This is a genomic window from Pseudomonas sp. G.S.17 (assembly GCF_038096165.1).
In the GTDB taxonomy this organism is placed as follows: Bacteria; Pseudomonadota; Gammaproteobacteria; order Pseudomonadales; family Pseudomonadaceae; genus Aquipseudomonas.
The window spans coordinates 5745192-5757611 of the sequence record NZ_CP151076.1; the positions used below are offsets into that span (position 1 = coordinate 5745192).

Here is a 12420-nt window from a genome sequence, read left to right on the forward strand (position 1 = left end):
AGCCGGGAGGCCGTCATTGGCACCCGCGCACAACTCGACGGCGAACGCTGCTCGCGGCTGAAGCCGCTCCTACGGTCTCGCGTCGAATTTGGCATCTGCTCTAGACAAAACGCCATCAGCGCCTTTATCTTCCGCACAGGCCACCGCATGTGGCCAACGTCGCTCGGACGGTTCCGGGCGCTTACGTCTTCAGAGGCCTCCATGGCAGACTTACCTTCGCCGCGCCGTTTTGCGCGCATCGATCGACTTCCCCCGTACGTATTCAACATCACCGCCGAGCTGAAAATGGCCGCTCGCCGTCGTGGTGAAGACATCATCGACTTGAGCATGGGCAACCCGGACGGGCCAACCCCACCGCATATCGTCGAAAAACTGGTCACCGTTGCCCAACGTGAAGACACTCACGGCTACTCGACTTCGCGTGGCATTCCGCGTCTGCGTCGGGCGATTTCCAACTGGTACAAAAAACGCTACGACGTCGATATCGATCCGGAAGACGAAGCCATCGTCACCATCGGCTCGAAAGAGGGCCTGGCGCATTTGATGCTGGCGACCCTGGATCAGGGCGACACGGTGCTGGTGCCGAATCCGAGCTATCCGATTCATATCTACGGCGCCGTAATTGCTGGCGCCCAGGTCCGTTCGGTACCGCTGATTCCGGGCGTGGACTTCTTTGCCGAGCTGGAAAAAGCCATTCGCGGCTCGATCCCCAAGCCGAAAATGATGATTCTCGGCTTCCCGTCCAACCCCACCGCGCAGTGCGTCGAGCTGGATTTCTTCGAGCGCGTGGTGGCGCTGGCCAAGCAGTACGACGTGCTGGTGGTTCACGACCTGGCCTACGCCGACATCGTCTACGACGGCTGGAAAGCCCCGTCGATCATGCAGGTGCCCGGCGCCAAGGACATCGCGGTGGAGTTTTTCACCCTGTCCAAGAGCTACAACATGGCGGGCTGGCGGATCGGTTTCATGGTCGGCAACCCGGAACTGGTCAACGCCCTGGCGCGGATCAAGAGTTACCACGACTACGGCACCTTCACCCCGCTGCAAGTGGCGGCCATCGCTGCGCTGGAAGGCGATCAGCAATGCGTGCTTGATATCGCCGAGCAGTATCGCCAGCGCCGCAATGTGCTGGTCAAAGGCCTGCATGAACTGGGCTGGATGGTGGAAAACCCGAAAGCCTCGATGTATGTCTGGGCCAAGATTCCTCCGGCTTACGCCCACATGGGTTCGCTGGAATTCGCCAAGAAGCTGCTGGCCGAGGCCAAGGTCTGCGTGTCGCCGGGTGTCGGTTTTGGTGAATACGGCGACGATCACGTGCGCTTCGCCCTGATCGAAAACCAGGACCGCATCCGCCAGGCGGTACGCGGGATTCGCGGGATGTTTCGGGCAGATGGACAGTTGCCGGGTAAGTCTGTCTGATTGCGACATGATGTGACCAAAATCCCCCGGCGTTCCCGGGGGATTTTTTTTGCCTGAGCGAATGCGATTTCCGTAGGAGCGGCTTTAGCCGCGAGGGCGCGCTCCCGGCTGAAGCCGGTCCTACAAGCTCTATTTATCCCTCCCCGCCAACCCATGTCGTAAACGCACCTTTGCGTGGCGTCCGTAGGCATTTGGCGTCTTTGGTCCGGCCCTACCATCGCATCAAAGGGCACTGTCTTCAGACTGCGGCCCTACCCTCATAAGTCAGGCGCCACGCCGCCGCTGGGAGAACCGCGATGTTCAGCAAGAATGACCAAATCCAAGGCTATGACGATGCACTGTTGGCGGCGATCAATGCCGAGGAGCAACGTCAGGAAGATCACATCGAACTGATCGCGTCGGAGAACTACACCAGCCAGCGCGTCATGGAAGCCCAGGGCAGCGGCCTGACCAACAAATACGCCGAAGGTTATCCGGGCAAGCGCTACTACGGTGGCTGCGAGCACGTCGATAAAGTCGAAATGCTCGCCATCGAGCGCGCCAAGCAACTGTTCGGTGCCGATTACGCCAACGTCCAGCCGCATTCCGGCAGTTCGGCCAACGCTGCTGTTTATCTGGCGCTGCTGCAAGCCGGCGACACTGTGCTGGGCATGAGCCTGGCTCACGGCGGTCACTTGACCCACGGCGCGAAAGTCAGCTTTTCCGGCAAGCTCTATAACGCGGTGCAATACGGCATCGACACCACCACCGGCCTGATCGATTACGACGAAGTCGAGCGCATCGCCGTTGAATGTCAGCCAAAAATGATCATCGCCGGCTTCTCGGCCTATTCGAAAACCCTGGATTTCCCGCGTTTCCGCGCCATCGCCGACAAAGTGGGCGCTTACCTGTTCGTCGACATGGCCCACGTGGCCGGTCTGGTTGCTGCCGGTCTGTACCCCAATCCGCTGCCGTATGCCGACGTCGTGACCACCACCACGCACAAGACCCTGCGCGGTCCGCGTGGCGGCTTGATCCTGGCCAAGGCCAACGAAGAGATCGAGAAGAAACTCAATTCCGCCGTTTTCCCTGGTGGCCAGGGCGGCCCGCTGATGCACGTGATCGCCGCCAAGGCCGTGTGCTTCAAGGAAGCCATGGAGCCTGGTTTCAAGGCTTATCAACAGCAAGTGATCGACAACGCTCAGGCGATGGCGCAAGTGTTCATCGACCGTGGCTTTGACGTGGTTTCCGGTGGCACCGACAACCATTTGTTCCTGGTCAGCCTGATTCGTCAGGGCCTGACCGGCAAAGACGCCGACGCGGCACTCGGTCGTGCACACATCACCGTGAACAAGAACTCGGTGCCTAACGATCCACAATCACCGTTTGTGACCTCGGGCCTGCGTATCGGCACGCCAGCGGTCACCACGCGCGGCTTCAAAGTGACCCAGTGCGTCGAGCTGGCCGGCTGGATCTGCGACATCCTAGACAACCTCGGCGACGCCGATGTCGAGGCCAACGTGGCCAGTCAGGTTGCAGCACTGTGCACCGATTTCCCGGTTTATCGCTGAGTCAGGAGTAGTCACTCATGCAGCATTACTCAGGCTTCGGCCTTCTGAAACACTCCCTCAGCCACCACGAAAACTGGCAGCGCATGTGGCGCACGCCGACCCCGAAAAAGGTCTACGACGTGGTTATCGTCGGCGGCGGCGGGCACGGTCTGGCCACGGCTTATTACCTGGCTAAAGAGCACGGCATCACTAACGTGGCCGTGGTCGAGAAAGGCTGGCTGGGCGGCGGCAACACGGCGCGCAACACAACTATCGTGCGTTCCAACTATCTGTGGGACGAATCGGCGCATCTGTACGAACACGCGATGAAACTGTGGGAAGGCCTGTCTCAGGACCTGAACTACAACGTGATGTTTTCCCAGCGTGGCGTTTACAACCTGTGCCACACCTTGCAGGACATGCGTGATTCCGAGCGTCGGGTCAGCGCCAACCGCCTCAATGGCGTGGACGGCGAATTGCTCAACGGCAAACAGGTCGCGGACGAAATCCCGTACCTGGACTGCTCGAAAAACACCCGTTACCCGATCATCGGCGCAACCGTGCAGCGGCGCGGCGGCGTGGCCCGTCACGACGCCGTGGCCTGGGGCTTTGCCCGTGCCGCCGATGCCTTGGGCGTGGACTTGATCCAGCAGACCGAAGTGATCGGCTTCCGTAAGGAAAACGGCGTGTGTGTCGGCGTGGAAACCAATAAAGGCTTCATCGGCGCCAAGCGCGTCGGCGTGGTAACGGCCGGTAACTCCGGGCATATGGCGAAACTGGCCGGCTTCCGTTTGCCGATCGAATCCCACCCGCTGCAAGCGCTGGTGTCCGAGCCGATCAAGCCGATTATCGACAGCGTGATCATGTCCAACGCCGTACACGGTTACATCAGCCAGTCCGACAAGGGCGACCTGGTGATCGGTGCCGGTATCGACGGCTACAACGGCTATGGCCAGCGCGGCTCTTATCCGGTGATCGAACACACCGTGCAGGCCATCGTCGAGATGTTCCCGGTGCTGTCCCGGGTACGCATGAACCGTCAGTGGGGCGGCATCGTCGACACTACGCCGGACGCTTGCCCGATCATTTCCAAGACGCCAGTGCCGAACATGTTCTTCAACTGCGGTTGGGGCACCGGTGGCTTCAAGGCCACGCCGGGCTCGGGCAACGTGTTTGCCGCCAGTCTCGCCAAGGGCGAAATGCACCCGCTGGCAAAACCTTTCTCCATCGACCGTTTCCACAACGGTGCGTTGATCGACGAACACGGCGCAGCGGCTGTCGCCCACTAACAGGAGAAATCCCTATGTTGCATATCTTCTGTCCTCACTGTGGCGAACTGCGCTCCGAAGAGGAATTCCACGCATCCGGCCAGGCGCACATTCCGCGTCCGCTGGATCCGGGCGCTTGCACTGACGAGCAATGGGGCGACTACATGTTCTTCCGCGATAACCCGCGCGGCCTGCATCACGAACTGTGGATCCACGCCGCCGGTTGCCGTCAATACTTCAACGCCACCCGCGACACCGTGACTTACGAAATTCTCGAGACCTACCCGATTGGCGCCAAGCCGCAGTTCACTAACAAGGCATTCGGCAACCAGGCAGCCAGCGGCGAGGGAGACAAGGTATGAGCCAGAATAATCGACTGCCCAACGGCGGCCGCATCGACCGCAGCAAGGTGCTGAATTTCACCTTCAACGGCCAGACCTACCAAGGCTTTGAAGGCGACACCCTGGCCGCTGCATTGCTGGCCAACGGCGTCGACATCATCGGCCGCAGCTTCAAGTATTCCCGTCCACGCGGCATCTTCGCCGCCGGTTCCGAGGAGCCGAACGCGGTGCTGCAAATCGGCGCGACCGAAGCCACGCAAATCCCCAACGTGCGCGCCACGCAACAGGCGCTGTATTCGGGCCTCGTCGCGACCAGCACCAATGGCTGGCCGAGCGTCAACAATGACGTGATGGGGATTCTCGGCAAGGTCGGCGGAAAGCTGATGCCGCCGGGTTTCTACTACAAAACCTTCATGTACCCGCAATCGTTCTGGATGACTTACGAGAAGTACATTCGTAAGGCCGCCGGCCTCGGTCGTTCGCCGACTGAAAACGATCCGGACACCTACGACGCGATGAACCAGCACTGCGACGTGCTGATCGTCGGCGCTGGCCCCGCCGGTCTGGCAGCGGCACTGGCGGCTGCACGCAGCGGCGCCCGGGTGATTCTCGCCGATGAACAGGAAGAGTTCGGCGGCAGCCTGCTGGACACTCGCGAAAGCCTCGACGGCAAGCCTGCCGCTGAATGGGTCGCGACGGTTATCGCCGAACTGAAAGGCCTGAAGAACGTGGTGCTGCTGCCACGCGCCACGGTCAATGGCTACCACGACCATAATTTCCTGACCATTCACGAACGCCTCACCGATCACCTCGGCGACCGCGCGCCAATCGGCCAGGTGCGTCAGCGCATGCACCGTGTGCGTGCCAAGCGCGTGGTGTTGGCGTCCGGTACTCACGAACGTCCGCTGGTTTACGGCAACAACGACGTGCCGGGCAACATGCTGGCGGGCGCGGTTTCCACTTACGTTCGCCGTTACGGCGTGGCACCGGGCAAGAAACTGGTGCTGTCCACCAACAACGATCACGCTTACCGCGTCGCGCTGGACTGGCTCGACGCCAGCCTGCAAGTGGTGGCGATTGCCGATGCCCGTCACAACCCACGTGGCGCGCTGGTTGAAGAAGCCCGCGCCAAAGGCATTCGCATCCTGACCGGCAGCGCCGTGATCGAAGCGCGCGGCAGCAAACACGTGACCGCAGCGCGCATTGCCGCTATCGACGTCAAAGGCCATCGCGTCACCAGCCCTGGCGAATGGCTCGATTGCGATCTGGTCGGCAGCTCCGGCGGCTACAGCCCAATCGTTCACCTCGCTTCGCACTTGGGCGGCAAGCCGGTCTGGCGTGAAGATATCCTCGGTTTCATACCGGGTGAAGCGCCGCAGAAACGCGTTTGCGTCGGCGGCGTGAACGGCGTTTATGCACTCGGCGACGCACTGGCCGATGGTTTCGAAGGTGGCGTACGCGCCGCCAACGAAGCCGGGTTCAAAGCGGTCGAAGGCGTGTTGCCAAAAGCCTTGAGCCGCGCGGAAGAGCCGACGCTGGCGCTGTTTCAGGTGCCGCACGACAAAACCACCGCTCGCGCGCCGAAGCAATTCGTCGACCTGCAAAACGACGTCACCGCTGCCGCCATCGAACTGGCAACCCGCGAAGGCTTCGAGTCGGTCGAGCACGTCAAACGCTACACCGCGCTGGGCTTCGGCACCGATCAGGGCAAGCTGGGCAACGTCAACGGTCTGGCCATCGCCGCCCGTTCGCTGAACGTGACCATCCCGGAAATGGGCACCACCATGTTCCGCCCGAACTACACGCCGGTGACGTTCGGCGCTGTGGCCGGTCGTCACTGCGGGCACATCTTCGAGCCGGTGCGCTTCACCGCGCTGCACGCCTGGCACGTCAGGAACGGCGCCGAGTTTGAAGACGTCGGCCAGTGGAAACGTCCGTGGTATTTCCCGAAAAAAGGTGAAGACATCCATGCCGCCGTTGGCCGCGAATGCAAAGCCGTGCGCGACAGCGTCGGCCTGCTGGATGCCTCGACCCTTGGCAAGATCGACATTCAAGGCCCGGATGCCCGGGAGTTTCTCAACCGCATCTACAGCAACGCCTGGACCAAGCTCGACGTGGGCAAGGCGCGCTACGGCCTGATGTGTAAAGAAGACGGCATGGTTTTCGACGACGGTGTTACCGCCTGTGTCGCCGACAACCATTTCATCATGACCACCACCACCGGCGGCGCGGCACGCGTGCTGCAATGGCTGGAAATCTATCAACAGACCGAATGGCCTGACCTGAAGGTGTACTTCACTTCCGTGACCGACCATTGGGCGACCATGACCCTGTCCGGGCCGAACAGCCGCAAGCTGCTCGCCGAAGTGACCGACATCGATCTGGGCCGTGAAGCGTTCCCGTTCATGACCTGGAAGGAAGGCTTGGTCGGCGGCGTTCCGGCGCGGGTGTTCCGCATCTCGTTTACCGGCGAGCTGTCGTACGAAGTCAACGTCCAGGCCGACTACGCCATGGGCGTGCTGGAAAAAATCGTCGAAGCCGGCAAGAAGTACAACCTGACGCCGTACGGCACCGAAACCATGCACGTGCTGCGCGCCGAGAAGGGCTTCATCATCGTTGGCCAGGACACTGACGGCTCGATGACCCCGGACGACCTGAACATGGGCTGGTGTGTCGGTCGCACCAAACCGTTCTCGTGGATCGGCTGGCGCGGGATGAATCGCGAAGATTGCGTGCGTGAGCAACGCAAGCAGCTGGTTGGCCTGAAACCGGTTGATCCGACCAAATGGCTACCCGAAGGCGCGCAACTGGTGTTCGATACCAAACAAGCGATCCCGATGCAGATGGTCGGCCACGTGACGTCGAGCTACGCGGTGTCTTCGCTGGGTTATTCGTTCGCCATGGGCGTGGTCAAAGGCGGCTTGAAGCGCATGGGCGAACGCGTGTTCGCACCGTTGGCCGATGGCAGCTTCATCGAAGCCGAAATCGTGTCTTCGGTGTTCTTCGATCCGAAGGGCGAGCAGCAGAACGTTTGATCGATTCGCGAGCAAGCTCGCTCCCACAGTTGTGGGAGCGAGCTTGCTCGCGAAAGCCGCGCCGTAAATGTTCAGCCCTATGAAACAACAGAATTCAGGAACAGGTGCTCTATGACCACAGCCAACGTTTACCAGCAGCGGCCAACGACCGGCGAAAAAGCCGAGTCACCGCTGTTTCATGCCGATCTCAACAAGCTGGTCGGTAAAGGCCGCGCCAACCCTGGCGTGCTCCTGCGCGAGAAGAAACTGCTCGGCCATCTGACGATTCGTGGCGATGCCCACGATCCGGCGTTCGCTGCTGGCATGGCGACCGCCACCGGCATGGAACTGCCCAAGGCCTTGACCGTGGTCATCAACGGCGAAAGCTCGCTGCAATGGCTCGGCCCGGATGAATGGCTGCTGATCGTGCCCAGCGGTGAAGAGTTTGCCGCCGAACAGAAGCTGCGCGCAGCGCTGACCGGTTTGCACATTGCCATCGTCAACGTCAGCGGCGGTCAGTCGATCCTTGAACTGACCGGCTCGAAAGTCCGCGAAGTGCTGATGAAATCCACCAGCTACGACGTGCACCCGGACAACTTCCCGGTGGGCAAGGCGGTTGGCACGGTGTTCGCCAAGTCGCAACTGGTCATCCGCCGTACGGGCGAGGAAACCTGGGAACTGCTGATCCGCCGCAGCTTCGCCGATTACTGGTGGATGTGGTTGCAGGATGCCAGTGCCGAGTATGGCTTGAGCATTCAGGCTTGATATTGCTCGCGGCTAAAGCCGCTCCTACGGGCGACATACAGGCTCCGTAGGAGCGGCTTCAGCCGCGAGCAGCGCCGACACATTTCCAACAAGGATTAACCAATGAGCCGCGCCCCCGACACATGGATTCTGACTGCTGACTGCCCAAGCGTACTGGGCACGGTGGACGCGGTGACCCGCTATCTGTTCGAGCAGGGCTGCTACGTCACCGAGCACCATTCTTTTGATGACCGGCTCTCCAGCCGCTTCTTCATTCGCGTGGAATTCCGTCAGCCCGATGGTTTTGACGAGCAGGGCTTTCGCGACGGTCTGGCCGAACGCGGGCAAGCCTTCGGCATGATCTTCGAGCTGACCGCGCCGAACTATCGCCCGAAAGTGGTGATCATGGTCTCCAAGGCCGACCACTGCCTGAACGACCTGCTCTACCGCCAACGCATCGGCCAGTTGTCCATGGACGTGGTCGCAGTGGTGTCCAACCATCCGGATCTCGAACCGTTGGCGCGCTGGCACGAAATTCCGTACTACCATTTCCCCCTGGACCCGAACGACAAGCCGGCGCAGGAGAGCAAAGTCTGGCAAGTGATCGAAGAGTCCGGCGCCGAACTGGTGATTCTCGCCCGCTACATGCAAGTGCTGTCGCCGGACCTGTGCCGCAAGCTGGACGGCAAGGCGATCAACATTCATCACTCGCTGCTGCCGGGCTTCAAGGGCGCCAAACCGTACCATCAGGCCTACAACAAGGGCGTGAAACTGGTCGGCGCCACCGCGCATTACATCAACAACGATCTGGACGAAGGCCCGATCATTGCCCAGGGCGTCGAAGCGGTTGATCACAGCCATTACCCTGAAGACCTGATCGCCAAGGGCCGGGATATCGAAGGCCTGACCCTGGCTCGGGCCGTGGGGTATCACATTGAAAGGCGCGTGTTTTTGAATGCCAACAGAACGGTAGTGCTGTAAACGCAATCCCCTGTAGGACCGGCTTTAGCCGGGAGGACGTCCTCCCGGCTAAAGCCGGTCCTACGGGATCGCAAACATCAATATCAAGCAAGCACCCCAGAGCAATCAGTGCGTTGCTGCTACACCGACAAAGCAACGCATTTCCCCGCGACATAACAACAAAATCGAGGTGAAAGCATGTCTGGCAATCGTGGTGTGGTGTATCTCGGCGCTGGCAAGGTCGAAGTACAGAAAATTGACTATCCAAAAATGCAGGATCCGCGCGGTCGCAAGATCGAGCATGGCGTCATCCTGCGCGTGGTCTCTACTAACATTTGCGGCTCGGACCAACACATGGTGCGCGGCCGTACAACCGCACAGACCGGCCTGGTGCTGGGGCATGAAATCACGGGGGAAGTGATCGAAAAAGGCACCGGCGTCGAGAACCTGAAAATCGGTGATCTGGTGTCGGTTCCTTTCAACGTGGCGTGCGGCCTGTGCCGTTCATGCAAGGAGCAACACACCGGTGTCTGCCTGTCGGTCAACCCGGCTCGTCCCGGCGGCGCTTATGGTTACGTCGATATGGGCGACTGGACCGGTGGCCAGGCGGAATACGTGCTGGTGCCGTATGCCGACTTCAACCTGCTGAAGCTGCCTGACCGTGACAGGGCCATGGAGAAAATTCGTGACCTGACTTGCCTGTCCGACATTCTGCCGACCGGTTATCACGGTGCCGTGACTGCGGGCGTTGGGCCAGGCAGTACGGTGTATATCGCGGGGGCAGGCCCGGTCGGTCTGGCCGCAGCGGCATCGGCGCGCCTGCTGGGCGCCGCAGTGGTGATCATCGGTGACGTGAATCCGGCCCGTCTGGTCCACGCCAAAGCTCAGGGTTTCGAGATTGCCGACCTGTCGCTGGACACCCCGCTGCACGAACAGATCGCCGCGCTGCTGGGCGAACCGGAAGTGGATTGCGCGGTTGACGCCGTAGGCTTTGAAGCCCGCGGCCATGGCCACGCAGGCGTGCAACATGAAGCTCCGGCGACCGTCCTCAACTCGTTGATGGGCGTGGTGCGCGTTGCAGGCAAGATCGGTATTCCCGGCCTGTACGTGACGGAAGATCCGGGCGCAGTGGACGCCGCAGCAAAAATGGGCAGCCTGAGCATCCGCTTCGGCCTGGGCTGGGCAAAATCCCACAGTTTCCACACCGGCCAGACCCCGGTCATGAAGTACAACCGCCAACTGATGCAAGCCATCATGTGGGACCGCATCAAGATCGCAGACATCGTGGGTGTCGAAGTCATCAGCCTCGACGACGCACCACGCGGTTACGGCGAGTTCGATGCGGGTGTGCCGAAGAAGTTTGTGATTGATCCGCACAAGTTGTTCAGCGCGGCGTAGCTCGTCCAGGCGGCAAACGTCGGTCCTACGGCTGTAGGACCGGCTTTAGCCGGGAGCAGGTCTGTAGATTCGTCGCATGGCTAAAGCATAAAAGACGCTCTCCCGGCTAAAGCCGGTCCTACGACCGAGGGGAATCGTCCAACGGTGCATCCCCCCAACAGACGAACGCAAGGAACATTCCCCCGCCCAACCCTGTCAAACACGTGTTTTTACCGGCTTGCCGGATTTTTTCCGTCTGAGGGGTTGTTTCAATGAAGATTTCACGCGGTGTAGCACTGGCATCGTTGATGGCTCTGGCCGCAAGTCCGGTGTTCGCCTTCAACCTGAACGACGCAGCCAATGCTGTCTCCAACGCCACCAACGGCAATCAGAAAGCGACCGCTGCGCCGGAAGCCGCTGGCCTGCTGAACTTGCTGGGCAGCAATCTGAATGTCACTCCGGAACAAGCCGTCGGCGGTACTGGCGCGCTGTTGGGTCTGGCCAAGAACAAACTCGCCGGCAACGATTACAGCCAACTGACCAAATCGGTGCCGGGCCTGGATCAACTGGCCGGGACCAGCGCCTTGAGCAGTCTGGGCAGCCTCAATGGGCTGGGCAATGTATTGGGCGGTTCCGGCAACAGTGCCAGCAGCTCGATCCTGAATAGCGCGTTGGGCAACGTGCAAAGCATGGCGGACGTGAACAAGGCGTTCTCCGCGCTGGGCATGGACAGCTCGATGGTCAGCCAGTTTGCCCCGCTGATTCTGCAATACCTCGGTCAGCAAGGTGCCGGTGGCTCTGCGCTGCAAAGCTTGGGCAGCCTGTGGGGCAGCGGCAGCTGATTCAGTCTGCCAGCGCATCGCCCCGCAACAGGGCGATGCGCGCATCTTTGTCCAGCCACAGCTGGTTGACCCAGCCCTGCACTTTTTCGCGAAACAGCGGATCGTTTTCGTAATCGCCTTGCCACAACGCGGGATCGAGTTCCCGGGTCTGGATATCGATGATCACGCGCGGCACGCCTCCGCAGAGTAAATCCCAGAAGCCCGGAATCCGCTCGCTCGGGTAAACCACGGTCACGTCCAGAATCGCGTCCAGCTGTTCGCCCATGGCGGCAAGGACGAATGCCACGCCGCCAGCCTTGGGTTTGAGCAAGTGCACATAAGGCGAGTTTTGCTGCGTCTGTTTCGCCGCTGTGAAGCGCGTACCTTCCAGATAGTTGACCACCGTGACCGGCTGAAGCTTGAACAGCTCGCAGGCCTGCCGCGTGATGTCCAGATCGTGGCCTTTCAGTTCCGGGTGTTTAGCCACGAACGCCTTGCTGTAGCGCTTCATGAACGGGTAATCCAGCGCCCACCAGGCCAGGCCCAGCAGCGGCACCCAGATCAATTCCTTTTTCAGGAAGAACTTGAAGAACGGCGTACGGCGGTTCAACGCTTGAATCAACGCCGGGATATCTACCCAGGATTGATGGTTGCCGATGACCAGATACGACGTGTCGTTACGCAGCTTTTCATCGCCGCGCACTTCCCAGCGCGTCGGTATGCACAGGGCGAAAATCAGCTTGTCGATCTCGGCCCAGGTCTCGGCGATCCACATCACCGCGGCGGACATGTGATCGCGCATATGCCCCTGAAAGATCAGTTTGAGCAGGGCAAAAACCAGCAGCGGGCCGATCATGACCAGTGTGTTGAGCAGCAACAGCAGCGTGACAAAACAGCCGGTGAGCAGGCGGCGCATAAAGAACTCTTACAATTTTTCGGGCCGCCAT

At 60.7% G+C, this 12420-nt stretch carries 10 protein-coding genes; 9 read left to right on the forward strand and 1 reads right to left on the reverse strand.

What is annotated here, in order from left to right; translation table 11 throughout:
* The first annotated feature begins 201 nt into the window (after positions 1 to 201).
* From alaC to AABC73_RS26875, 9 genes are all read left to right on the forward strand, one after another.
* Positions 202 to 1419: an alanine transaminase gene (gene alaC / locus AABC73_RS26835; protein ID WP_341521610.1), complete on the forward strand. Its 1218-nt coding sequence runs from the start codon at positions 202 to 204 to the stop codon at positions 1417 to 1419.
* Between the two features lie 296 nt (positions 1420 to 1715).
* A complete protein-coding gene (gene glyA / locus AABC73_RS26840; protein WP_065831544.1) occupies positions 1716 to 2969 on the forward strand; it encodes a serine hydroxymethyltransferase in 1254 nt (417 codons plus the stop codon).
* Between the two features lie 17 nt (positions 2970 to 2986).
* Positions 2987 to 4237 (forward strand): sarcosine oxidase subunit beta family protein, encoded by a 1251-nt coding sequence (locus tag AABC73_RS26845; protein WP_065831545.1) that lies wholly within the window; start codon positions 2987 to 2989, stop codon positions 4235 to 4237.
* A 14-nt stretch (positions 4238 to 4251) separates the two neighbouring features.
* The gene (locus AABC73_RS26850) at positions 4252 to 4578 is read left to right on the forward strand and encodes a sarcosine oxidase subunit delta (RefSeq protein WP_065831546.1); all 327 of its coding nucleotides are present in this window, start codon (positions 4252 to 4254) and stop codon (positions 4576 to 4578) included.
* A complete protein-coding gene (locus AABC73_RS26855) occupies positions 4575 to 7592 on the forward strand; it encodes a sarcosine oxidase subunit alpha (RefSeq protein WP_341521611.1) in 3018 nt (1005 codons plus the stop codon). The genes AABC73_RS26850 and AABC73_RS26855 overlap by 4 nt, the downstream gene beginning before the upstream one ends.
* Positions 7593 to 7703: 111 nt before the next feature.
* Complete coding sequence (gene soxG / locus AABC73_RS26860) at positions 7704 to 8336, forward strand: sarcosine oxidase subunit gamma family protein (protein ID WP_341521612.1); 633 nt, start codon at positions 7704 to 7706, stop codon at positions 8334 to 8336.
* Positions 8337 to 8438: 102 nt separating this feature from the next.
* Complete coding sequence (gene purU, locus AABC73_RS26865; protein ID WP_341521613.1) at positions 8439 to 9296, forward strand: formyltetrahydrofolate deformylase; 858 nt, start codon at positions 8439 to 8441, stop codon at positions 9294 to 9296.
* 177 nt (positions 9297 to 9473) lie between these two features.
* A complete protein-coding gene (gene fdhA, locus AABC73_RS26870) occupies positions 9474 to 10673 on the forward strand; it encodes a formaldehyde dehydrogenase, glutathione-independent (RefSeq protein WP_341521614.1) in 1200 nt (399 codons plus the stop codon).
* 251 nt (positions 10674 to 10924) lie between these two features.
* Positions 10925 to 11494, forward strand: a complete 570-nt coding sequence (locus AABC73_RS26875) for a DUF2780 domain-containing protein (protein ID WP_341521615.1) — start codon at positions 10925 to 10927, stop codon at positions 11492 to 11494.
* 1 nt (position 11495) lies between these two features.
* Here AABC73_RS26875 and AABC73_RS26880 read toward each other — a convergent pair whose 3' ends face one another.
* A complete protein-coding gene (locus AABC73_RS26880; protein WP_341521616.1) occupies positions 11496 to 12389 on the reverse strand; it encodes an acyltransferase in 894 nt (297 codons plus the stop codon).
* Positions 12390 to 12420 lie beyond the last annotated feature (31 nt).

What these genes read in the sequence shown, in the direction of transcription:
- alaC (WP_341521610.1), top strand. Translation starts at nt 202, where the DNA reads ATGGCAGACTTACCTTCGCCGCGCCGTTTTGCGCGCATCGATCGACTT.
- glyA (WP_065831544.1), top strand. Translation starts at nt 1,716, where the DNA reads ATGTTCAGCAAGAATGACCAAATCCAAGGCTATGACGATGCACTGTTG.
- AABC73_RS26845 (WP_065831545.1), top strand. Translation starts at nt 2,987, where the DNA reads ATGCAGCATTACTCAGGCTTCGGCCTTCTGAAACACTCCCTCAGCCAC.
- AABC73_RS26850 (WP_065831546.1), top strand. Translation starts at nt 4,252, where the DNA reads ATGTTGCATATCTTCTGTCCTCACTGTGGCGAACTGCGCTCCGAAGAG.
- AABC73_RS26855 (WP_341521611.1), top strand. Translation starts at nt 4,575, where the DNA reads ATGAGCCAGAATAATCGACTGCCCAACGGCGGCCGCATCGACCGCAGC.
- soxG (WP_341521612.1), top strand. Translation starts at nt 7,704, where the DNA reads ATGACCACAGCCAACGTTTACCAGCAGCGGCCAACGACCGGCGAAAAA.
- purU (WP_341521613.1), top strand. Translation starts at nt 8,439, where the DNA reads ATGAGCCGCGCCCCCGACACATGGATTCTGACTGCTGACTGCCCAAGC.
- fdhA (WP_341521614.1), top strand. Translation starts at nt 9,474, where the DNA reads ATGTCTGGCAATCGTGGTGTGGTGTATCTCGGCGCTGGCAAGGTCGAA.
- AABC73_RS26875 (WP_341521615.1), top strand. Translation starts at nt 10,925, where the DNA reads ATGAAGATTTCACGCGGTGTAGCACTGGCATCGTTGATGGCTCTGGCC.
- AABC73_RS26880 (WP_341521616.1), bottom strand. Translation starts at nt 12,389, where the DNA reads ATGCGCCGCCTGCTCACCGGCTGTTTTGTCACGCTGCTGTTGCTGCTC.